This is a genomic window from Roseibium sp. HPY-6 (assembly GCF_040530035.1).
Taxonomy (GTDB): domain Bacteria; phylum Pseudomonadota; class Alphaproteobacteria; order Rhizobiales; family Stappiaceae; genus Roseibium.
Window position 1 is genome coordinate 739,186 of the sequence record NZ_JBEWCD010000003.1, and the last position, 22,533, is coordinate 761,718.

At 58.2% G+C, this 22,533-nt stretch carries 18 protein-coding genes; 10 read left to right on the forward strand and 8 right to left on the reverse strand.

Features of this window, described 5'->3' with window-relative positions; all coding sequences use genetic code 11:
- Nucleotides 1-37 precede the first annotated feature (37 nt).
- Nucleotides 38-397, reverse strand: a complete 360-nt coding sequence (locus ABVF61_RS29480; protein WP_353997175.1) for an SRPBCC family protein — start codon at nt 395-397, stop codon at nt 38-40.
- Nucleotides 394-726, reverse strand: coding sequence for an ArsR/SmtB family transcription factor (locus tag ABVF61_RS29485; RefSeq protein ID WP_353997338.1), 333 nt, complete (start codon nt 724-726; stop codon nt 394-396). Before ABVF61_RS29485 ends, ABVF61_RS29480 begins: the two co-directional genes overlap by 4 nt.
- A gap of 306 nt (nt 727-1,032) precedes the next feature.
- Here ABVF61_RS29485 and ABVF61_RS29490 point away from each other — a divergent pair, with 306 nt between their 5' ends.
- The 8 genes from ABVF61_RS29490 (at nt 1,033) to ABVF61_RS29525 (ending at nt 12,410) form a co-directional block, all read left to right on the forward strand.
- Nucleotides 1,033-2,871 (forward strand): hypothetical protein, encoded by a 1,839-nt coding sequence (locus ABVF61_RS29490; protein WP_353997176.1) that lies wholly within the window; start codon nt 1,033-1,035, stop codon nt 2,869-2,871.
- A 371-nt stretch (nt 2,872-3,242) separates the two neighbouring features.
- Entirely contained in the window at nt 3,243-4,406 is a 1,164-nt protein-coding gene (locus ABVF61_RS29495; RefSeq protein ID WP_353997177.1) for a hydroxymethylglutaryl-CoA reductase, read from the forward strand.
- A complete protein-coding gene (locus tag ABVF61_RS29500; protein WP_353997178.1) occupies nt 4,403-5,335 on the forward strand; it encodes a UbiA family prenyltransferase in 933 nt (310 codons plus the stop codon). Before ABVF61_RS29495 ends, ABVF61_RS29500 begins: the two co-directional genes overlap by 4 nt.
- Nucleotides 5,332-7,800: a PEP/pyruvate-binding domain-containing protein gene (locus ABVF61_RS29505; protein ID WP_353997179.1), complete on the forward strand. Its 2,469-nt coding sequence runs from the start codon at nt 5,332-5,334 to the stop codon at nt 7,798-7,800. The genes ABVF61_RS29500 and ABVF61_RS29505 overlap by 4 nt, the downstream gene beginning before the upstream one ends.
- Nucleotides 7,779-8,888, forward strand: coding sequence for a DUF3419 family protein (locus tag ABVF61_RS29510; protein WP_353997180.1), 1,110 nt, complete (start codon nt 7,779-7,781; stop codon nt 8,886-8,888). Before ABVF61_RS29505 ends, ABVF61_RS29510 begins: the two co-directional genes overlap by 22 nt.
- The gene (locus ABVF61_RS29515; RefSeq protein WP_353997181.1) at nt 8,885-10,186 is read left to right on the forward strand and encodes a diacylglycerol/polyprenol kinase family protein; all 1,302 of its coding nucleotides are present in this window, start codon (nt 8,885-8,887) and stop codon (nt 10,184-10,186) included. The genes ABVF61_RS29510 and ABVF61_RS29515 overlap by 4 nt, the downstream gene beginning before the upstream one ends.
- A complete protein-coding gene (locus ABVF61_RS29520; RefSeq protein WP_353997182.1) occupies nt 10,183-10,983 on the forward strand; it encodes a hypothetical protein in 801 nt (266 codons plus the stop codon). Before ABVF61_RS29515 ends, ABVF61_RS29520 begins: the two co-directional genes overlap by 4 nt.
- On the forward strand, nt 10,980-12,410 hold the full coding sequence (locus tag ABVF61_RS29525; protein ID WP_353997183.1) for an AMP-binding protein: 1,431 nt from the start codon (nt 10,980-10,982) through the stop codon (nt 12,408-12,410). Before ABVF61_RS29520 ends, ABVF61_RS29525 begins: the two co-directional genes overlap by 4 nt.
- A 6-nt stretch (nt 12,411-12,416) precedes the next feature.
- On the opposite strand, the gene ABVF61_RS29530 is transcribed toward ABVF61_RS29525, so the two are convergent.
- The 4 genes from ABVF61_RS29530 to ABVF61_RS29545 form a co-directional block, all read right to left on the reverse strand.
- Nucleotides 12,417-13,091 carry a YdcF family protein gene (locus ABVF61_RS29530; protein ID WP_502950036.1) on the reverse strand — a complete coding sequence of 225 codons (675 nt, stop codon included), beginning with the start codon at nt 13,089-13,091 and terminating at the stop codon, nt 12,417-12,419.
- The gene (locus ABVF61_RS29535) at nt 13,051-13,419 is read right to left on the reverse strand and encodes a VOC family protein (RefSeq protein ID WP_353997185.1); all 369 of its coding nucleotides are present in this window, start codon (nt 13,417-13,419) and stop codon (nt 13,051-13,053) included. Before ABVF61_RS29535 ends, ABVF61_RS29530 begins: the two co-directional genes overlap by 41 nt.
- Before the next feature lie 113 nt (nt 13,420-13,532).
- Nucleotides 13,533-14,894, reverse strand: a complete 1,362-nt coding sequence (locus ABVF61_RS29540; protein WP_353997186.1) for a caspase family protein — start codon at nt 14,892-14,894, stop codon at nt 13,533-13,535.
- 212 nt (nt 14,895-15,106) lie between these two features.
- Nucleotides 15,107-16,057: a DMT family transporter gene (locus ABVF61_RS29545; protein ID WP_353997187.1), complete on the reverse strand. Its 951-nt coding sequence runs from the start codon at nt 16,055-16,057 to the stop codon at nt 15,107-15,109.
- A gap of 151 nt (nt 16,058-16,208) precedes the next feature.
- Here ABVF61_RS29545 and ABVF61_RS29550 point away from each other — a divergent pair, with 151 nt between their 5' ends.
- Nucleotides 16,209-17,123, forward strand: a complete 915-nt coding sequence (locus ABVF61_RS29550; RefSeq protein WP_353997188.1) for a LysR family transcriptional regulator — start codon at nt 16,209-16,211, stop codon at nt 17,121-17,123.
- A gap of 48 nt (nt 17,124-17,171) precedes the next feature.
- Here ABVF61_RS29550 and ABVF61_RS29555 read toward each other — a convergent pair whose 3' ends face one another.
- Nucleotides 17,172-19,607, reverse strand: a complete 2,436-nt coding sequence (locus tag ABVF61_RS29555) for a GcvT family protein (RefSeq protein ID WP_353997189.1) — start codon at nt 19,605-19,607, stop codon at nt 17,172-17,174.
- Between the two features lie 189 nt (nt 19,608-19,796).
- Here ABVF61_RS29555 and ABVF61_RS29560 point away from each other — a divergent pair, with 189 nt between their 5' ends.
- Entirely contained in the window at nt 19,797-21,314 is a 1,518-nt protein-coding gene (locus ABVF61_RS29560) for a trimethylamine methyltransferase family protein (RefSeq protein WP_353997190.1), read from the forward strand.
- Between the two features lie 23 nt (nt 21,315-21,337).
- On the opposite strand, the gene ABVF61_RS29565 is transcribed toward ABVF61_RS29560, so the two are convergent.
- Nucleotides 21,338-22,312 (reverse strand): LysR family transcriptional regulator, encoded by a 975-nt coding sequence (locus tag ABVF61_RS29565; RefSeq protein ID WP_353997191.1) that lies wholly within the window; start codon nt 22,310-22,312, stop codon nt 21,338-21,340.
- Nucleotides 22,313-22,533 lie beyond the last annotated feature (221 nt).

Genomic DNA, 22,533 nt, shown 5'->3' on the forward strand with positions numbered 1-22,533 from the left:
TTCCTTTCCATCTCGGATTCAGGTGTCGGCTTGGCCGTCAGGCAGCCTGCATCAGCGCCAGGCCGTTTTCGTTTGCGGCATCTGAGGTCTGCAGGCTCTTCGGCATTTCGATCAGCTTATGAGTGATCCTGAAAAGTGTGTTGCCGCCGTCGTCCGGCTCGATCTGAAACGTAACCGTGCTCTCAAGAAAGGGCGGCTGGCGTTCCCGCATGGTGAAGCTGATTTCGCGGCCTGGGACAATTGAACTCGGTCGAGGGTCCTTCAGGTCGGAACCGGGCAGCCATCGTTCCCGCAGCTCGGATTGACTGATCGCACGCCAGACTTTCTCCGGCGGGGCGTCGAGTATGCACTCAAAGGCCAATTCGGGTTCGGGAGTTTCCAGATCCGTCTCGCTCACTGGTCCATTTCCTTCAGCAGGTTGTTCAGATCGTCAATTCTTGCGGGCCAGTAGGCGCGGTACTTCATCATCCATTTTGCAATGAGCTGCAGACCCTCGGGATTGACCTCGTAATTCGTGAAGCGCCCGTGACGTTGCGCGAGAACAAGGCCGGCGTCCCGCAGGACAGCAAGGTGCTGCGACATGGCCGGTTGGCTGATCATCATGCCCTCGCGCAAGGCGCTCGCATTCAATCCGCCATGGGCAAGCTTTTCGAAAATCGCGCGCCGCGTCGGGTCTGCCAGGGCCCGGAAGATATCGTTTTCAGTCATGCTAATACATAAGCAGATACTTATGTGATTCGCAATTGAATTTCGAAAACCAGCCTGAAATTGCGTAGCTCCGGCCACCCGCGAATTAAGAGGGGCGAAAAAAACTCCATATTTTTCAATGCCTTAAGAGAAAGGACTTTGTGATGTGCGTTGACGCACGACCGTCCTGCACAGGCTCGGCTTCTTGCGCGTTGGATGCGTCTCTATCTCCTGTCCGAACTGAAACAGGCGCCGGTCGATTGCGGCTGACCAGGCGCGCTGAGGTGACATCAACTGGCTTCATCTGAGTGGTGCCGGAAACCCGATTCGCAAACGGAGTATCGGATGAGTTTTTTCAATTTCCATTTGCGAAACCTCGGTTTTGCCTTTGCGCTCGCCGCAACACCTGTCACGGCGCAGGACCTGTCGATTGAGGCATGTCTTGCGGACCCGAAAGCTCCTTGTGTCGACGTCTTCATCGAGTCCTTGATGAATGAGCTTGAACAAACACCGGAGCGTGCGCTGGACGGCGAACATGTTTCTCGTATCGCCAACATGCTGGCGTTCTCACCTCGCCTCGATCAGGCTGCGCAGTTCGCTCAATATCTGAATGATTTTGATCGGAACAGCACGCTCGCAAGGATCGCCTCACGCCATGCGAAATTGGGTGAGATAGATGAAGCGCGGCGGGTCATGCAGCAAGTCACGACAACGCATGACCTGGACAATATTCGCATGGAGCTTTCATTTGCAGAGACAAAACAGGGTGACTTGGCAGCCGCTCGAAAGGTCATCAGCGAGATCGAAGCCCAGCCGATCCGCGATGGCGCGTTAAGTGCGCTGGCAGACCGTCTGATCGATACAGAAGACTTTGGAGCTGCGATTGGAACGAGCAGGCAATCGAGCGATCCAATGCTGCGGTCCTTTATCCTGGTGCGCGTGGTGACCCATACCGCCGAGCCAAAATGGATGGATCAGGCGATCGAGGTAACCAGGCAGATAGAAGATCCGGCCAGCCGCGTTCGAGGCGTTGCACGACTGGCCGAAGTTCTGATTTCTGTAGATGAGAAGGCCCGCGCCATTGCGTTGTTCGACGAAGCCGAGGCGGAGGTTCAAAACCTTAAGGACGATGATCCGCAAAAGCAGACTCTGCGGGCCACGGTCTATGCGCACATGGTTGCGGCAGGGTTGTTCGACCGGGTCTTGCCGTCCGTTGAGATGCTCGTGGATGTCAGGGAGAAAACCAACCTGCTCACCTATATTGCCCTGGAGCACGAAAAGCGCGGTGACGCTGTTTTGGCGGAACGACTGTTCGAACAAAGTATTGCAGCAGCGCTTGACGTCGGTGATGCAGAATCGCGCGATAAAGAGCTTGCCTTCGTTCTCTCCCGCCTGTCGCGTCTGAATATTCCCTTGCGCGAGTCGGGACCAATGCTTGCCGGGAAGATCAAGGATCCCAAGAAAAGGGGTGAAACAATCCTCCTCCTTGCAATGAGGTTCGCGCAACTCGACCGTTTCGGATTTGCAGAAAGGCTGATGCGTCCGATTGAGCATCAGACGGTTCGTGTGAATGGCCTGATGAACCTCGCATGGCTGCTCGCGCAAAAGGAAAGGGAGGCTCAGGCAAAAGCCGTTTACAACGACGTGATCGCGGAAATCGAAACATCAGGCGGCTTGGGCGCTTTGCAGACGGCTACCAGAGACCAGGTGCTCGCCACCGGGGCAAAACTTGGCGACTTTGAACGGATACACCACATGGCGCTCCAGATTTCAGACCGCCAGGACCGGATAATGACGCTGTCGGACATTGCGCTCGCGGCGCTTGATGCTGGCCTTGAAACGCAGGGGCGCGGCTGGTTGCATGAGGCTGCTCGCCAGGCAAACGGCGCGGCAAAAGAAATGAGCCGCACCGACCTACTCTATCGGCTCAGCTTTCAAGCCAACAGAATTGGCGGACTTGAGGAGATGCTCGAGCTGGTTGCACTCATTGAAGAAGGTGAAATGCGCCAGTTGTTCATCTATGAAGTCGCGCGAAACTGGCTTGGCATCTATGAGAAAGCTCCGGACGCACGTGCACTGATCAATCGATACGGGTCCGCCGAGACGATCAACGCTTTTCGTGAACGTGACATCGAGGTGACCCTGGCTCGGGCACTCATGGACGAGGGTGAGAACACCGAATGAGTGGGCGGAGGTGCCCGCAGCCAACCCGTGACGCCATTGAATGGGGCGCGGACGGCTGCGGGCACTTCTCGGTGACAGGGTTCCGGTCAGGATAGGCAAAATTCACTACAAAGTGCGCCTGAACGTGACGGTCTGCCGGAGACATGTGCTACTGTTTTGGGGAATTTTTACAAAGTGCCACTACTACTCCGTGTGATCGACACATTCGGTCGGCCCACAGTCTCGTTTCCCGGTCGGCTCAATCCATCACGTTGCAGACGATGCCAATTCCACCCAAGACACTCCATTTTTTGCGAAAACTGAAAGCTGCTGCTGATCCAAGAGAAATCGCCGCGCGCCTGTCGCCTCGCCCGGATGCGCCAGCACCATTAATGACCTTGCCCAGACCCTCCGGATCCGCAATCGCCCGGATCTGGTCGCGGCTGACGCAAGCCGGTGTTCCGGAGACTGCAAGAGCAATCCTTGCTGACGACAGTACACTTGCCGAAGTCGACCACTATGCCGGCAATATCGAGAATATGGTTGGAACGGTGAAAGTACCGGTCGGGGTGATTGGGCCGCTGCGGGTCAACGGTGTTTTCGCTCAAGATGACTATTTCGTCCCGCTGGCAACAACCGAGGCGGCCCTTGTTGCGTCCTATGCCCGCGGCGCCAAGGCGGTTGGCAAATCCGGTGGCATCAGCGTTGCGACCCTCGGAGAAGGCATCCTCCGTTCGCCAGCCTTCCGCTTCGATTCGATTGCGAATGCCGGCCTGTTTGTCAATTGGGCAATAACATCTGCCAATGATCTGGTTGCTGCAGCAGAAGCAACGACGCGTTTCGGCAAGTTGCTTTCGATCGATCCGGTCATTGACGGTGAAATCGTCTTTTTGATGTGCCGTTACGAAACCGGAGACGCGGCCGGGCAAAACATGGTGACGTTCGCGACCGAAGCGCTTTGCAGGCACGCACTTCAGTCATCACCGGTTCAGCCGAAATCCTGGTTTCTGGAGGCCAATTTCTCGGGCGACAAAAAGGCCAGCTTTCTGGGAACGATGCTGGGCAGGGGACGCCGCGTAACGGCTCAGGTGGATGTTCCGGAAGATGTAGTTGAAACAACGCTTGGGTCTCCGATCGATCAGATACTCGAATATGGCCGCATTGCCAATCTGGGCGCGTTGATGACGGGCCAGGTCGGCGCACAGGCGCATTTCGCCAATGGCCTTGCAGCGCTTTACCTGGCGACCGGACAGGATGTTGCCTGTGTTGCGGAATCGGCGGTCGGTTTTACACGCATGGAACGGAGTGAGACCGGGTTACTCGTAACCGTGACCTTGCCGAACCTGATACTCGGCACGGTGGGCGGCGGAACGCAGCTGCCCTCGCAAGCTGCGGGTCTCGACATTCTGGGACTGCGAGGCACGGGGAAGGCACCGGCACTGGCCGAAGTTGCAGCAGCGCTTTGTTTGTGCGGCGAACTCTCCTTGACGGCCGCGGTTGCCGGGGGGCAGTTCGGCAGCGCTCACAAGCGGCTCGCCCGGGGCAAGAACGCATGACCGGTCACGCCGAAAATGAAGCGTCTGTTCTCGCCCGGCTTTGGATCTATCAATCCGAACGGTTTCCGCTGATCCAGACCGTTCCGTTACTGGGCGCGTTTTCGGCAGCATCGGTGACGGCCTCCGCCCGGCTTGCCGAGCGGCCGCTGCCGGGCGTCGATGCGTATCTCGTGGCGTTTTTGATCGTTATGGTGTTCTTCTGGCAAATGCGGGCGCTCGATGAGATCAAGGACGCAGATATCGACCAGCGCTATCGTCCGGAACGGCCTATTCCGCGCGGCTTGGTTTCGCTCAAGCTGATCCTCTGGCTTGCGGGCGCCGCCGTTGTTCCCGCTGCCTTTTCCGCCTATGCCCTTTCGCCGGGTGTGCTTTACCTGGTTCTGCTGGTCTGGGCGTGGCTTGGGTTGATGGCGTTTGAATTTTTCGCGCCTGATTTTCTACGCAAATCGCCAGGGCTCTACCTCGTGTCGCACATGGCGATCATGCCGCTGATCGATCTTGTTCTGACCGGGTGTGAGTGGGTCCCCGCTGGCTCGGTCCCGGAGGGTATCTGGACCTTTCTGCTGATGAGCTTCTGCAATGGATGCGTCATCGAATTCGGCCGCAAGATCTGGGCACCGGAACAGGAGCGCGAAGGTGTTGAGACCTACAGTTCTTCCTGGGGAATCGCCCGCTCGCTCAGTGCGCTTGCGGTTGCAACGGGCGTCGCGTTTCTCTCGCTGGTGATCTGCGGCATCTATTTGGATCGGCCCCTGGTCACCGCGATATGCGGACTTGTGTTTCTGTTGCCGTTTGCCTTCGTCCTGGTGGACTTTGCACGGACCCCAGACAGGAAACGTCAAAAGCGGTTGGAAACGCTCTCCGGCCTATGGGTGCTCGCCTGCTATCTGGCCGCAGCGTTCGCGCCCAGCCTTGGAGGTCAGACGTGACGGCACTCTTTACCTCGCAAGATGCGCTGGAAAGCTCGGCACAGGTCATCGGCGGCAAGGCGCGCGTTTTGGCGGACCTTGCAAAGGAGGGCTATAAGGTTCCACCCTTCTTCGTGATCCCGTCTGCTTCGTTTGAAAACGGTCAGATTGCCGAGGCGCAAAAGTCGGCCATTCAAAAGGCCTGCGATACGCTCGGGGCGACACGATTGGCAGTGCGGTCTTCCGCAAGCTCCGAAGATGGGCACGCCGAGTCCCATGCCGGACAGTTTCTGACGTTTCTTGATGTTGCTGCCGCTGATGTGCCATCCAGGGCCGAAGCGGTCTTTGCGTCGGGATTGGGAGACAGCGTCGCGGCCTATCGCGCCGCTCAGGGGATTTCCGACGTAAACATGCCCTCTGTAATCGTGCAGGCGATGGTCGACGCGCGTGCAGCAGGCGTGGCATTTGCCGCAGATCCGGTCACAGGCAGGCGCGACCAGATCGTCGTATCGGCGACGGAAGGTCTCGGCGACGCACTCGTCTCGGGTGAAGTCAGCGGCGAAACCTGGCGTTTTTCGCGCCCCCTGCTGGAAACGCTAGAGCGGCCCGGCGGCGACAGCGCATTGACGGAAGAAGATGCGCGTGCAATTGCCGATCTGTGCATTTCAGTGACCGAGACAAAGGGCCAGCCTCAAGACATCGAATGGGCTTTTTCAGCTGAAACGCCCGAGTCCTTCCTGTTGCAGGCACGCCCGATCACGACCCGGCTTTTGCCGGCCGGTGTCGCTGAAGACAGGTTGCTGGTGTTCGACAACTCCAACATCGTGGAAAGTTACCCGGGACTGGTGTCGCCGCTCACCTACAGCTTCGCGGTCGCCGCCTATGCGCGTGTCTACACATCTTTCCTCGCCCTGATCGGGACCGGGCCCGAAGTGATCAAGGCGCACGCTACCGATCTTGGAAACATGCTCGCCCGGATCGACGGACGTATGTACTACAATCTTGGCAGCTGGTACCGCCTGCTCTCCCTGTTGCCGTTTTTTTCAAGCAACCGGCAGCACATGGAAACCATGATGGGGGTTGCCGAACCGCTCCCGGATGAAGTCATGGCCGGGATCGCACCCTCGAAGAGCCGGATCGCGGCCGCAAAAATGGTTGCCCGGCTTGCATTTGCGGCGTTTCGCCTGAATGCGATCAAGAAAGGCTTCATGAAGCGGGTTGTCGAGACTGTGCCGCCGCGCGAGACTTGGCACGAGCTCGAAGACCGGCCGCTGTCAGAGCTGGCGGGTGAATACAGACGGGTCGAGCATGCACTTCTGGATGACTGGGATGCGCCGATCGTCAACGACTTCCTGTGCATGATGGCTTTCGGAGGGTCCCGCTCGCTCCTGCAGCGCTGGGCCGGAGAGCCGGGCCTCGCGCTCCACAACGACGTCATGATCGGTCAGGGCGATATCGTTTCGGCCGAACCGGCACGCCTGATCCGGCAAATCGGAGAACGTGTCAGGGAAACGCCGGGAGCTGCGGACGTGCTGGCCTCCGGCGACGCGCAAGCCGTTTTTGCGCTTCCAGGCATCGGCAATCTCCTAAAGGACTATCTCAATCGTTTCGGTGATCGGCGCATCGGAGAACTCAAGTTGGAAGAACCGACGCTCGACGAAGCGCCGATGCCGCTCTTTCGGGCAGTTTCCGCCTCCGCATCGCGTCCCGGGGCGGATCCGGAACGGATTGAGCCGGACGCAGTTCTCAAAGACCTGTTTCGCGGGCAGACACTGCGCCGCGTTCTGGCGCGGCTGATATTGTCCTACGCCAAGGCGCGGGTACGCGACCGTGAGAACCTGAGGTTCGAAAGAACCCGCATTTTCGGCTATGCACGCCGTGTCTTTTGTGCGATCGGCAAGTCTTTGACGGCAACTGGTCACCTGAATGAGCCGGACGATGTGTTCTTCCTGACCCTCGAAGAGGTCCTGGCAACGGTCGAAGGATCAGCTTTGAACGCTGGCCTGAAAGGTCTCGTCGCTTTGAGGCGTACAGAGCAGGAAGAGGCTGCCGATTTGCCGGAGCCTGCGGAAAGGATCCTGGTTCGTGGCAGCGCTTTTGACCGGGCAAAAAGAATGGCGACGGCATCTGGGCCGGGTAAAGGCCACGCCACCCTCGATCCAAATGACATCCAGAGGCGCGGAACGGCCTGTGGCGGCGGCCGCGTTAAGGGCATCGCGCGTGTTATCCGTGACCCTGCCGAAGAACAGGTGCAGCCCGGCGAAATTCTTGTCGCGCGGCATACAGATCCGGGCTGGATATCCCACTTTGCAAACGCCGCGGCTGTAATCGGGGAACGCGGCAGCGTCTTGTCGCATTCGGCCATTGTCTCCCGGGAACTTGGAATTCCCTGCGTGGTCGCGGTTCCGGAGGCCTGCGGCTGGATCGCAACCGGAGACCGGCTCGAAGTCGACGGCTCCGCCGGATGGGTAAAAAAGCTGTCATGAGTGTCTCCATCGACCAGCGGGCCAGCTTCGAGGCCATTCGTTACGCCAGGGCGTGGGAAGATGCGGACGTGCTGTTGTCCGGATTTCACGCCCGTCCGGGGCAGCGATTTTTGTCTATATGCGCCGCCGGTGACAACGTGCTGGCGCTTCTTCTGCTCGATCCGCAGGAAATTGTCGCCGCGGACCTGTCTGCAGCGCAGATTGCTTGTTTGCAGCTTCGCATGGCGGCGTTTCGGACCCTGTCGCACAACGAATTTCTGGAACTCTTCGGTGCACGCGCATCCTCACGCCGGGATTTGCTTTTGGCACGGGCTCTGCAGGACTGCGACCCGGAGACCCGTTCGCTTTGGCAGTCTCTGGCGCCGGAGGTTGAAAAATACGGTGCAGGCAATGTCGGCAAGTTCGAAGCTTATTTTCGGCACTTCCGACGCTTCATACTGCCGCTTATCCATTCAGGATCGACGGTTGAAAGCGTCTTTGCCGAACGAGACCGCCCGGCGCGCGAACGGTTTTTCGAAGACCGATGGAACAACCGCCGCTGGAACCTCTGCACGAGCCTGTTTTTTTCCAAAACAGTGATGGGCTGGCTCGGGCGCGATCCGGCTTTCTTCGACCACGTCGACGGCAGCGCTGGAGCGCATGTCCGGCGCAAGGTGCGGTTCGCGGCGGTTGACCAGGATCCCAGCCAGAATCCTTACATGCTCGAAATTCTCACTGGCCGCGGTGGCGACGTTCTGCCAACAGCCTGGCGCGCTGAAAACTACGCAACGATCGCGGCAAGGCTTGACCGCATATCGCTGGTCAAGGGTCCGATAGATCAGGCCGGAGAAGGCGTTTTCGACGGGTTCAATCTCTCGGACATCTTTGAATACATGTCCCTTGAGGAAACGGCGGAAATCTATGGAAAATTGCTCGAGCGGGCGGCTCCGGGAGCGAGGTTCATCTACTGGAACATGATGGCGCCGCGCTCTGCGCCGCAAGATCTCCAGCACCGCGTTAAGCGTCTCCCCGATGTTGAAGCCGGGCTGAAACAATTGGACAAGGCGTTCTTCTATTCGGACCTTGTCCTTGAGGAGGTCGCGGATTGACGGTCCAGGTCCTCATTGCGATCGGATCGGTCATCGCGCTCTTTATTCTAGCCGCAGGAATTCGAAGGGTGGCAAGGCGCTTCGTTATCGGAGCAGAGAGCCAGCGAAAGGCCGTTCACGTCGGCGTCGGTATTCATGCCATGCTTTTGCCTCTGGTGCTAACACGCGACGGTTTCCTGGTCTTTGCCGCGCTGGCGGCAATTGCCCTTCTGGTGCTGCGGCTCCCGGGAATCGCAACCGATGGCGTCGGTGCGTCCTTGCATTCGGTTCAGCGCCGGTCTTGGGGCGACTTTCTCTTTCTTTTTGCGATTTCGCTTCTGTTTGTGCTCTCGGCCGGGCATCCCGCGCTCTACACTTTGCCGATTGCCGTGCTGACGCTTTCGGACGCAGCTGCGGCACTGGTCGGCACGCGATACGGCCGGCTCCGGTTCGGCGGCAACGACAGAACCAAAAGCGTCGAAGGCAGCGTCACCTTTTTGGTCGTGACGTGGATAACAGCCGTGATTGTCCTGCAATTGGGAACCGAAATACCGCGGCCGAACGTGATCTGGCTCGCAACACTCGTTGCGGCATTTGCAACCTTTGTCGAAGCTGACAGCTGGCGAGGCCTCGACAATCTCTTCGTGCCGGTCGGCGTCTACGTGCTGCTGAGCACCTGGTCTAACTCGGAACCAGCTGTTCTTGCTCTGATAACAATTGTCTGGCTGCTGGTCCTTGTGATTGCCCAAATATTCGCGCCGCGCATTGGCATGACACCGCATGCGGCGCGCACGGCACTTGTCGCCCTGTTCCTGTCGACGATCGTGGCATCACCGATCAATTCGGTCCTGCCTGTCTTGGCGTTCTTTGCCGCGCTTGCAGCAAGAACGGAAGATGAGGACATCGAACCCATCCTGGATTTCGTGGCCGCGCTGGTGCTTACCGGCGTTGTCTGGCTGATGATCGGCAACATTTTCGGGACCAATGCCGTCGCATTTTATTCCGCGACATTTGCTGCAATCGGGGCCGGGTACGCCGGATTTGCGTTTCGAAACGGGCGTTACCGGTTTCTGGCAGGTCTTGCTGGAACCGGTATCGCGATCCTGGCCAGCTGGTTGCTTCTTCCCGCTATTATCGAGTTCATGGGTTGGACGCCTGCATTGCCGCTGATTGTGGTTATCTCGATCGTGACATTGGCAACGGCGCTGACGGAGGTTTTGCGGCCCCGAAGCTGGGGCAACCGAAATCCCGGGGTGCGCCTGGCCCTCACTGCTCTGGCAATGCTCTTGCCGATCTATTTGTATGAGGCGACGTTATGACGAAAATGCCGAAGATCTACCGCGACGTACCTTCATGGGATGGCATGAGGACGGCGGCGATCGGGACGGGTTCATTTGCGGACGCACAAAGCGGTGCCCTGTTCCTCGCCGAGGCGTGTGACGAATTGCGGGAGGAGGGGTTCGAAGCTTTGGTCGGACCGATGGACGGCTCGACCTGGGGCACATACCGCCTGCAGGTCTGGTCGGATGGCAGCCCGGGCTTTTTCATGGAGCCGGCCGGTGCAGCCCATGATCTTGCCACCTACGAAAGCGCCGGTTTTGAAGTGGCGGAACTGCATGTGTCTGCCAGTGCGCAACCCGGATCGCGCGGTTATGAAGATGCCGTTCCGGGCGTGTCGGTGAAAAGCTGGGACGGAAAAGACCCGCAGGCGCTGCTTTCCAACGCATATGCACTCGTTATGGACGGCTTCCGCACGACACCGTTTTTCACTCCGGTTCCCGAGCCTCTCTTTCTGGAAAAGTATTCTCCGCTTCTCGCTCAGGCCGACCCGCGTTTCATTCTGAAGGCGACCGACGATAACGGGGCAACGATAGGACTGACCCTGGCTTTCCCGGACCCGATGCGTATCGGAGCCATTGTTCTGAAAACTTATGTCGGCTCACTGCCCGGTGCCGGCCGCGCCATGGCCGACCGGGTTCATACGCTTGCCGGGGAGCATGGCTTTAAGGAAGTCGTTCACGCCCTGATGCGTTCCGGGATCGCCTCCGAAGCCCAAAGCCGGAAATTCAGCGGCACTGTTTTCCGGCGCTATGCGCTGATGGGTCGTCGCTTGTGAACCTCATTCAGGACTTCCTGCTTGCTGCGCAAGATCATCCGGACCGGCGCGCGATCATCGACAGATCCGGCGTGGTGATCAGCTATGGTGATCTGGATAAGCGATCGGCACGCCTGGCCGCCGCTTTCGCATCCAAAGGGATCGGTCGCGGCGACCGGGTCCTCGTCGGAGCGTTTCCGGGCCTCGGGCTCTATGCGGGTCTCGCTGCGCTCTGGCGGCTGGGTGCGGTCGCGGTTTTTCCCGAGCCTGCGATGGGCCTCGCCGGGTTTCGCCATGCTGCTGCGGTGACTGAGCCCGTCGCCCTCCTGGCGTCCTGGAAAATAGGCTTGCTGGCGCGGCTGCTTCCCGAAACACGGCGTATTCCGATCCGGTTGTCGCCTGATGCCGATGGGTCTTCCTCAGGCGACGGGTGTGAACCACGCGACCCTTCCGAACCGGCGCTGATATCCTTCACCAGCGGCAGCACCGGTGCGCCAAAAGCGATTGTGCGCACCCACGGCCTCATGCGGGCACAGCATTCAGCTCTTGCGCCTTTGATTGCATCGGATCGTGGCGAAGAAACCGACATCGTCGCATTCCCTGCGTTTGTTCTCACCTGCATCGGTCACGGCAGCACGGCGGTGATGCCGACCTGGAACCTGAAACGTCATGACAAAATGCCTGCGGCCGAGGTCGTGCGCCTTGCCGAAGAGACCGTTGCGACCCGTTTGCTTGTTCCGCCGGTTTCAGTTGATCGGCTCATCGGAGCTCCGCTGCCCGGGTCAGTGCACCGGGTCATGACTGGCGGTGGACCGCTCTATCCTGATGTGGCTCGTCGTTTCTTGTCCGGCCAACCGGGTAAAGGCCTGACCGTCGTTTACGGTTCGACGGAAGCCGAGCCTGTTTCCTATTCGCGTCTTGAAGACCTGTCGGAGCGGGACTGGGAGGCCTCCGCGAGTGGTAAGGGCCTGCCGGTTGGTAAACCGGTGAAGGAGGCGGCGCTGAAATTCATCGACGACGAAATCCTGGTTTCAGGGCCCCACGTCAATCGCGGCTATCTCGATCCGAGCCGGGACAAGGAGACCAAACTGGTCGACGGCGCAACGGTCTGGCACCGAACCGGAGATGCGGGATACCTCGATGACGATGGACGCCTCTGGTTGCTCGGGCGCAAAGAGGCGGCCTCAAATGGCCTTTTCGCGTTTTCGCTCGAGACCGCTGCGCGCCTGTGGCCGGGCGTGACCGGTGCGGCATTTGCCGTAGACCGATCAGGAGAGCCTGTCCTGTTTCTGTCCGGCGACGTGCAGAAACAAAGCCTCTGGCACGAACGTGCAAAGGATCTCGGATCGTTCGATATTCAAGTGCTCACCCAAATCCCGATGGACCGCAGGCATCGGTCCAAGCCGGATACAAAACAACTGCTGTCACGATATCGACGTGTCAGCTGAACGGCATCACGCGCCGCGCGGAAGGTGATCCGTAAATCCGGCATCGACGAGCGTTTCGAATGCCCGCGCAACGCCATCCGGGATCAGGACCTCGGACTGGAACCCGAGCACAGGATAGGTTCTGATTCTCTCCAGATCACCGACCATTTCACAAATCAACGCGCGTTCGTCGTGAACCTGCGTCGGCTGGTCTTCGTAAGACGTCAGAGGTGCGGTGACCAAACCGTTTGCATCCGGCCATTGTTTGAGGACGGTCGCCTGGCAACGGAGCTGGGTTTGCGGCTTGGTGACGAAAATGACGCGCGATGCTGACGGCGCAATCTGCGCGGCAAAGCGGATGTTCTCACCGATGTTTGTTACCGTTGTTTCCGTCACGATCGCTGCAAGCGGAACGCCAAGCACCTGCGCGCGCTCCGAAAACGCTTGCGCTTCGCTCGTGGAATAAAGGTCTTTCGTCCAGTTCCCAGTGGCACCCGTGAAAACGATGCGGTCGGCCAGGCCTTCATGAAACAAATCCGCGCATCTGTCGGCAACGCGCAGGTCGTAGGATCCGAGCCCGACAATGAGGTCCGAGGACTTCAGCGGATCATAGATACAATGAAACTGCCAGAGAAGCCGGGCGGCCTCCCGGATGGTGTGTTCATTGCGGTTCGCCGATTTCGATGATGTGACCGTCCGGATCGAAAAGCCGGAAGACACGCTGTCCCCAGGGCTCCTTTCGGATCTCGTGAATCAGATCGGTCATGGGTGCAACACGCTGGTAGGTGGCCGTCAGATCCTCGACTTCAAAATAAAGGACCAGGTTCTTGCGCCCGTAAGGTGCGTCGCTGGTGTCTTCAATGCCGAAAACGGTCTCATGAAGCGATTGGCCGTCATGCAGGGCAAAGCCGTTTTCGAACGAAACGAAATCGCCGTGGTCTTCCAGGATCCGGAGTGAAAGGATCTCGGTGTAAAAACGTTTGGATCGGTCAATATCCGAAACAAAAGGCAGCGGGTTCACGAATTTCATCGTGTGTCTCCGATGGTCAGGAGCGTTTTGGTACCTTCAAACGCCTGGCGGACAAAGGGAAAACAAGTTTTGGCGCCGCTTGCAAGGACTTGCAACGTCATAAATCAGGTTGGCTATGCCTTCTGAAACTGACGCTCAACCGTTGCGGCGTTGTCCGTGTCCAGGATCAGCAACCGCGTCGATGAACGGGACTGGTCGAATGCCGACTTGATCGTGGAAACGGGTATGAAGCCTTCACGTGTATCGGGTTTCCAGTCATGGGTCACAAGCCCCAATTCACCCTCGAAGGACAGGAAGGAGTGCCCGGCAAAATAGACGATGAACAAGCCCCCTTCTTTTCCGGAATGCGCGAGCTTCGAAAGATGACTGCTTAAAGTCCGCGCGGTGGCTTCTTCGTCGTAAACGGACTGAATGTTCTTGTCGGGAACAGTCAGGCTCTCAAGTGTTTTGGTCACTTTTTCAGCGTCGGACCTGCAGTAGGAAAGGTTCTCGAGCGGGTAACTCGCATATTTGTCAATCCCGATGACAAGGGCTTCCAGGCCAGTGTAGTGGGCTTCGTCACCGGCGATGGGTATCTTGCTGTTACCCTCGACAAAGAGCGTGGGGCGGCTGTCCGCCCTGTAGATTTTCATTTGCCGCTCAAGGGACCTGAACAGGTCTTTTAGATAGAGAGTGCCTTTTTCCTTGCTCCGCCATTCGTTGAAACTCTTCAGCAGGAAATAGGTGAAGACGCCGCCATCCAGTTCAGCGACTTCATAGGCATGTTCGCCCCAGGACGTCGCCGTAATGATCGCCGTATTTGTCGGCACGTCGGAGGACAGCGACACCGCGGAAGCCGACGACATTGCCAGCCTGCGTTCCGACTCTGATCGTGTCTCATCGCGGCCGATCGCATTCAACTGACGCGCAATCGCCTGGTTTTGCGATGTTCCCAGCTCCCGGATGGCAGCAGCGCGAACATTGCCGTCCCGGTCCGATTTCGCGAGTATCGAGACGATGGGCTCGTAAATCTCTGGCGAGACAGACTCCCTGAGAGCAACCACCGCAAGCTCCCGTGTTGTCCGGTCGGAGCTCGTGAGGTGCTCCATCAGTTTTCCGGTCAGTTCGCCCCTTTGCAGCTGAACCTGATTTTCAGCCCGGATATTCGCGGCTTCAATCTGTGCCTCGGCAGTCGCTTTGGAGGCTTGTTGCTGTGACTTGTTGATTGATTGGGAAATCCAATAGCCGACAAGTGCAATCGCTATGCTTGATAACAACTCAGGTGTGATATCGATCAGCTCGTCCAAATAGGCGTCTTCTTCCTTGTCGCCATCGGTTTTGGATACCAGGGACAATTCACCGGAAACCTCGACTTTTTGCCCGCCATTCGTCGTCAGTGAATTCTGAGCGGACTCTTGCGACACCGACGGGATTGCCGACAACAAGACGGCTGCGGCCATCGCAAGAGCGGTCAAAAGTGATTTCAGTCCAATCATCTCAAAATCGGCCTCGTGGACAGGCTTTCAATCGAAATCATCACGCCCTGGCGGGTAAGAGGGGTTTCGCCCGGGCGATCCGTGTCAAAGCTTTATGGTGAAATCCGGAAGCCTCGTTCCATGCCCCCGGTTTCTCACTAACCAGGGAAGTCTGCCATGGATGTCGCCGAGTTTCCACTGAGCCGGTGCCGCTGCTCCTTGAACCAGAGGACTTAGGCCTTTTCCAGATTGCGGCGTTGGACATCAGGCGTGCGTGTTGCGCCAACAACGGCAAGCATTGCACCAACCATGTAAATGGCAAGGCCGGCAAGGGTAGCGGGTGAATAGTCGACCCGGCCTTCCAGCAGCTGCATCACAAAGACGATCGCCGGCCCGAGCGCGGTGATCGCGGCAATAACCGATGAATGAACCAGTGGAATTGCCTTTTGGACCAGATAAAGCGGAAACGCGATCACCAATAGGCCAACCAACGTTATCCAGAAATAGTCTTCGATTGTCACGGTGGTGTTCTTGGCGTCAATGCCAATAAGGAAAGCGGCAAAAGCAAGGAGCGTATAGAGCATGAAACGGAGCCCGAACTGACAAAGCGGGCCAACGCCGCGCTGATTGAGCCTTACTGAAAACAGGATCACCATTGCGGTAAAGCTTCCGGACATCGCAGACAGCAGAACGCCCGACAGTCCGGCGATCCAGCTGCCGCGTACAAAGCCCGAGTGCCCGAGCACTGTGATGACCGCAAGAACAGCGATTGCAAGCAGGATCAACAGGTTGCCGAAGCTTACGAGCGTCTGTTTCGGTGCCACAGCTTCGGGCAGGCCAAACCTGCCAGCGACGAGTGTCGCAAGCGGGACCATGCCGGAAAACACTGTAAAGACCACGGCGGGCTCGATCAGTTGGATTGCGGTGAAATAGGTGATCCAGGTAAGCGCAGCCAAAAGGTTGAGGACCGCAACGATTTTCCAGGAGCGGACGGACGCCGCAAGTTCCGCAGGCCGAAACACTGCCGTTGCCGCGGTACAGCCGAGAACGGAGATACCGAACACGGCGGTACCGACTGCAAATGAATCTGCGTTCTGGAAAACCGATCCGAGGTAGACAGCCTGAAACGCCTCAAGCGTGACGAAGGACAGGCAGCAGATCAGCCCGAGATGCGTGCGTGACAAAGTGGGATTCTCCGTAATCAAAGGGAACGGGCGGGACACGGACAAACCTGGCTGCAGGTCTAGACTTCACCCGTGCGGCTGCTCTTTAGTGATCTAAAAATCATGGAAAAAGGCTGTGAAAAAGCGACTTTTTGGCTTATTTACATGAGCTATGGTTATACAAAACAAGCCTCGAGCCCTGCCACCTTTGTCTCGTTTGAGACCGTTCGAGGCTGCAGCACGGCTGGAGAGCTTTTCGCGCGCGGCCGAAGAACTCGGTATGACTCAAACCGCCGTCAGCAAGCAGATTTCGCAACTGGAAAACGATCTTGGAACACGCCTCTTTGATCGTCGGAACCGGGCCGTCTTCCTTACGGACGCGGGGCGCAGGTTCGGACAGGTCGTCGGGACAGCCCTCTCCGATATCGCTGATGAGGTTGCCGTCCTGCGCGGAGACAGACGTGCCAACGAGCTGGTGCTTCATTGCCAGCTATGCGAGGCGTTTTACTGGCTCATGCCCAGGCTGGTCCGGTTTCACCAGCGCTGTCCGGGTGTCGAGTTGCGTGTCTTAAGTTCGCTGAAGCCGATCACGGAAGCAGGCGAACATTTCGATGTCGCCATACAGACCTCGGGCCGTGCATCCGGCACGGCACGGCTGGCATTTTCCGCAGATGACGATATCTTCCCGGTCTGCTCTCCGGATCTTCTCAACGCAGCAGACGGTTCCCTCGGCTCGGCGGATCTGCTGAACTATCCATTGCTGTCCCACCGGGTTGTGCCGCAGGACTGGATGGACTGGCCGGCCTGGTTTGAAGCAACGGGTATTACCTCGTCCGTCAAGGCCCGTCGGATCTATTTCGACAGCTATCCCGTGACACTTCAGGCGGCTGTTGCCGGTCAGGGAATTGCCCTTGGATGGCGCCGAACCACCGAAGGCATGATCGCGGAAGGAAAGCTCGTCAGGCCTTGCATCGAATCTATTGCGCAACCGGCGGGCATCTCGGTCTATCTCGGTAACGCACGGACCACGCACGCGGACACCGGAAAACTGATCAGCTGGTTGTCGGACGAGTTTTCCGACAGCTAAGGAATCGATGCCCCGGGCTTCAGCTCAGATTGCCGCCGGAGATCGCCCTCAGCTCCGCATCCGTTCGTGCTCCGGGTCGTAGGGACTGGCAGGAATGACGGTAACGTTGATTTTCTCCCCGCACAGGTCGAGCTGCATTTTCGTCCCAATGGCTGAATGGCGTGGTTCTACAAAGGCATAAGCCAAATTCATGTTGACACGATGGCCCCAGTCTCCGGAGGTCACCGTCCCGACGACCCGGTCTCCATCCATGAGCGATGCTCCTCCCGGCGCTGGTGCGTGCGCAGCATCCAGGCTAAGCGTCACCATCTTTCGAACCGGTCCTCTGGCAACGAGCTGCTCCAGCGCCGCCTTGCCAACAAAGTCTTCCTTGTTCAGCTTCACGAACCTGTCCAGGCCGGTCTCGAAAGGATCGAATTCCGTCAAAAGGTCCGCCTTCCAATGGAGAAAGCCCTTTTCCATGCGCATGGATTCCACCGCGCGGGCCCCGAAGAGGGACAGGTTGAACGGCTCGCCAGCTTTTCGAAGAGCCAGATAGACCGCATAGAGCGATGCATTGGGCACGTGGATTTCATAGGCCAATTCGCCGGAAAAACTCACGGCCATGACCGTTGCAGGCGAAAATCCGACGAAACACTCGCGAACGCTCAACCAGGAAAAGGCTTCTTTCGACCAGTCACCGCGAGCGCAGGCAGACAGAACCTTGCGGGCATTTGGGCCGGCGATAACAAGGATCGTCTGGTCGTTTGTCAGGCTCCGGATCTGCACATCCTCATCCTTCCGGACAAGGTGCTCCAGCCAGTCCATGTCATGAAATTCGCTCGCCGCCGCGGACCCGTACCAGACACGCGCCGGTCCCCGGTCACTCTGTGGCAGATTGGCGAATGTCGCCTCGCATTTGATGCGGCCCTGCCGGTTGAGCAGATAGCCAAGACCGACGCGGCCATCGCGTTTCGGAACAGCGCCGCAGACCACCCTGTCGAGAAAGCTGTGCCGGTCGGCGCCGGTGATTTCAAACCTGTTGAACCCGTTGACCTCGCACAGGCCGACATTGTCCCGGACGTTTTGGACTTCCTGTTTCACAAGTGAAAATGCCTCATCGAACTGAAAGCTCAACGAGGGATGAAAATCGGCCTTTGGCTTGATGTACTCGACGCGTTCCCAGCCGTTGACCACCGTGAACTCAGCACCTTCGGCTGCCATCACAGGGGTAAGTGGCGTCGTTTTGGCCGGCCGGCCTGCAGGACGGTGCTCATGGGGGAAGTGAAAGCGGAACTCGTTCTGGTAGTCTTCAATCGCCTTGAGAGATGTCAGCTCCACATTGGCGTGCCCGGTGAACCGGCGCGGGTCCAGGCACCAGGTGTCGTAACAGGCTTCGCCGTGAACGATCTGCTGCGCCAACAGCCAGCCATGACCACCGCCTTCACCGAGTCCTGCGCGCAGTCCGATGATACAGAAGGCGTTTCGCTTGCCGGGAATGGGCCCGACCAGCGGCGCGCCGTCTATCGTATAGGTGATCGGACCGTTGATCACCGACCGGATCCCGGCTTCCATCAGCGCCGGCATGCGTGCAAAGGCACCTTCCAGGACATCCGTAATGCGATCGAGGTCATCCGGGCAAAGGGCATTGACGAAATTCGGGTCGATACCGTCCATGCCCCAGGTCTTGCAGCCTTGTTCGTAAAAACCGATGAGCAATCCGTTCTTTTCCTGGCGGCAGTAATAGTCGCTGATCGGACACCTGATCAAAGGCATGCGGTGGCCCGCCTGCACGATCTCGGGAATGTCCTCGGTCAGAAAATACTGGTGCTCCATCGAGGCAACCGGGTGGTGGACACCCATCATGGCCCCGACTTCGTTGACCCTGTACCCGCAGGCATTGACGACGATATCGCAGTCAATGTCGCCCTGTTCGGTGTGCACGGTCCAGGTGTCGTCGCGGTGCTGGGTCAGTGCTGTGACCGGTGTATTCCGATAGATTTCCGCGCCGGCCTTACGGGCGTGAAAGGCAAGCGCCTGGCAAAGCTGCGCCGGATCGATATCGCCGTCCAGCGGATCCCACAAACCGCCCAGCAGATTGTCGGTCGACACAAGCGGATGGCGGCGTGCGCATTCAGCGGCGTCGATCACCTCGAAATGCACATCCATGCCGCGTGCCATCGACGCAAAGTGTCGGTAGCCCTGCATCTGCGCTTCGGTGTTGGCCATCCGGATGCCGCCGTCGCCATGATGGTAGTTGATGGGATATTCGGGATTGTCCGCGAGGTTCTTGTAAAGCCGGATGGAATGGGATTTCAGTCCGACCATGGTCTGGTTCATGCCAAAATTGGTGACCTGAGCCGCTGAATGCCATGTGGTTCCGCTGGTCAGCTCGTTGCGCTCGACCAGGACAACATCGCTCCAGCCTTCCTGCGTCAGATGATAAAGCGTCGAGCAGCCGGCGATGCCGCCGCCGATGACAACGGCCTTTGTGCGCGATTTCATGAAGTCAGGCTCCAGGTTCCAAAAGATCAGCGCATAGAGCCTGTCGTCGCGGTGGACGGCAACAACGCTTTCGGTGTTTTCGATGTATTCGAATTTTAGCGCTGATGAAATCGAATAACCTTCAATTCACTTGCGCCGGATTCACGCTTCTCTTTGATAGTCGCATCAACGCGCGCTGGAGGAACGGAAATGGGTGGTGTCCGGACGAAACGGGGAGGCCGAAAGGAACGGTTGGCATTGAGGGCAGCCAAACCTCTGGTCGACCCTTGCCCGCCAGGACAGGCGGGCGGCCGCTACAGGCCTCTGGACGAGACAGAGCTTCACCGGATCTACCAGACCGCACTCGACTTGCTCGCGAAATTGGGTATGGGCGAGGTTCCGGAACGATTGAAAAATGACCTGCTCGCCGCCGGCGCGCAGCCGGCCGATGGCGATCGTGTGGTGTTCCCGGAGGAACTGGTTAAGAGCGCAATCGATCAGGCGGCCAAGACATTCACCTTCCACGGCCGGGAAGACAAAAGGTCGATCGTTGTCGGCGGCGACCGGGTCTATTTCGGCACTGGCGGCGCTGCGGTCCAGACACTTGATCTGGAAAGTGGGCTGTACCGGCCCTCAACGCTTGAGGATCTGCACAACTTCACGCGTATGCAGGATGTTCTTCAAAATGTCAGCTGGTTCACACGTTGTTGTGTGGCTACGGATGTACCGGAAACGTTCGATCTGGACGTCAACACCGTCTACGCGCTTTTGAAAAACACGACCAAACCGGTCGCAACGTCCTTCACGCTGCCCGAACACGTCAACCCGATCGTCGGCATGCTGGATATAGCGGCTGGTGGACCGGGCGAATTTGCCAAACGGCCTTTCCTGAAGGCGCACATCAGTCCGGTCATTTCACCGCTCAGATACGGGGAAGATGCCGTTGGCGTGGTTTACGAATGCATCCGGCACAATATCCCGATGTCCTGTATTACAGCGGCGCAGGCCGGCGCTACGGCGCCTGCGACGCTGGCGGGTTTTCTGGTGCAGTCGCTGGCCGAAACCCTGGCAAGCCTGGTCATGGTTCATGCGATCAGCCCCGGCTTCCCGATGATTTTCTCCAACTGGCCGCTGGTAATCGATCTCAGAACCGGCGCGTTCTCCGGCGGCGGCGGAGAAACGGCCGTTCTCAACGCGGCTTCTGCCCAACTGACCAACTGGCTGGGTCTGCCGTCAGGCGTCGCGTCTTCCATGACCGACGCCAAGGCGATCGATGCGCAGGCAGGGGTTGAGAAGGGTATTACGTCGCTCGCGGCGGCCCTTGCGGGCGGTAATCTCATTTATGAAAGCTCCGGAATGACTGCTTCCCTTCTGGGCGCCAGTTTCGAAGCCTTCGTTCTGGATGACGAGATGCATTCTCTGACATATCGGGCCTTGCGCGGCATTGAAGTCACGCCCGACACGCTTGCCTTTGACGCAATCTGCGAAGCCGTTCTCGGGGAAGGTCATTTTCTGGGGGGTCAGAACACTTACCAGGCCATGGAACGGGACTATTTCTACCCGTCTCTTGCGGATCGGGACGAGCCAAGGACCTGGGCTCAAAATGGCGCACGACATGCCTGGGACCGGGCGCGGGAACGCGCCTCCGAGATCCTTGAGAGCCATCATCCGGCCTACCTGTCCGAAACCCAGGACAAGGCCATCCGCGATCAATTCAACATTCTCTGAAATGGTCACCGGCGCAGCGTTCACTACTCGACCAGTTCAAAGCTCTCTTTCAGCCAAGGTGCTTTTTGGTGGAAGGGTTTGACAACGGTCTCCGAGATCAGGGACCGGAGCGTTGAATCCACGAGATCCAGCACCGACCTGGAGCAGTCGGCATTTGCCAGCACCGCCAGGGTCCGCGCAAATCCCTTGCCGGGGAACCGATGCATCTCGACGTGCTCGTGAAACCGCCTTGCCCTTGAAAAGAGCAAAGGCGTCGTAATCGTCCACCCGGTTCCTGCAGCCACCATGGCCATGAGCGTCTGATTGTTGCCGCACTCGAACCTGTGTGGAGGTGAGATTTCCATGCGCCGCAGCTGGGCTTCGATTTGCCTTGCGATGATGAGATTGCTCGAAAACCTGAGAAACGGCAGCTCCGCGCTGTCATGGATGATATCGCGCGGCAGAAGCTCTACGGTTTTCGGGACGACCATGACAAACGGATCCCGCAACAGTGGCCGATCAATCAGGTCGCCGAGCCGTTCGGTAGGTGTCGCGGCAATACCGATATCCAGTTGGCGGTTGCGGAGCATTTGCACAATGGTGAGGCTGGAGTCCGTGTGATAGACGAAGTCGCAATTCGGCATTGATTCAAAAAGGGAAACGGCAAGGGCCGGAATGATGTCGCTGTCAAAATCTTCAATGGTTCCGAGCCGCAGATAACTGGCCTCCGACATATTCCCGGCAGCAGCTTCCGCCTTTGCCCGCCGAAGAGTGTGGAGCGCGTCTTCGATATCGCGCAGAAAGATCTTTCCCTTCTGTGTCAGGATAAGCGGCCTGCGGGAATGATCGAAAAGATCGACGCGCAATGTCTCCTCAAGACTTCTCAAGTGGTGCGAAACCGTGCTCGCCGAAAGGCCTGTTTCGGCCGCGACCGCCTGAAGTGACCCTCGGCGGGCGCATAATTGGAACAACTCCAGTCCTTTCAGGCTCAGGTCTTTGATGTCGGCGTGCTGAGACATTTTCGTCCTTAAATCGGTCCATTACAAAAATTTATGCTGATTTTTTCAAAATAATACTGCAGTCTTTTCGAAAATCCGAGGACCCTGTTTGCTTGGTCGAATGCGTGGAGGTGTTGAAATCATTTGCTTTGTCGACTCGCGGCACGTTGGCCCAAAAGGGCAGCGGCTTAACAAAAATTCGGCGAAGGCGTAAAATAGGTCATCAAAAGGTTTGTTCTCCG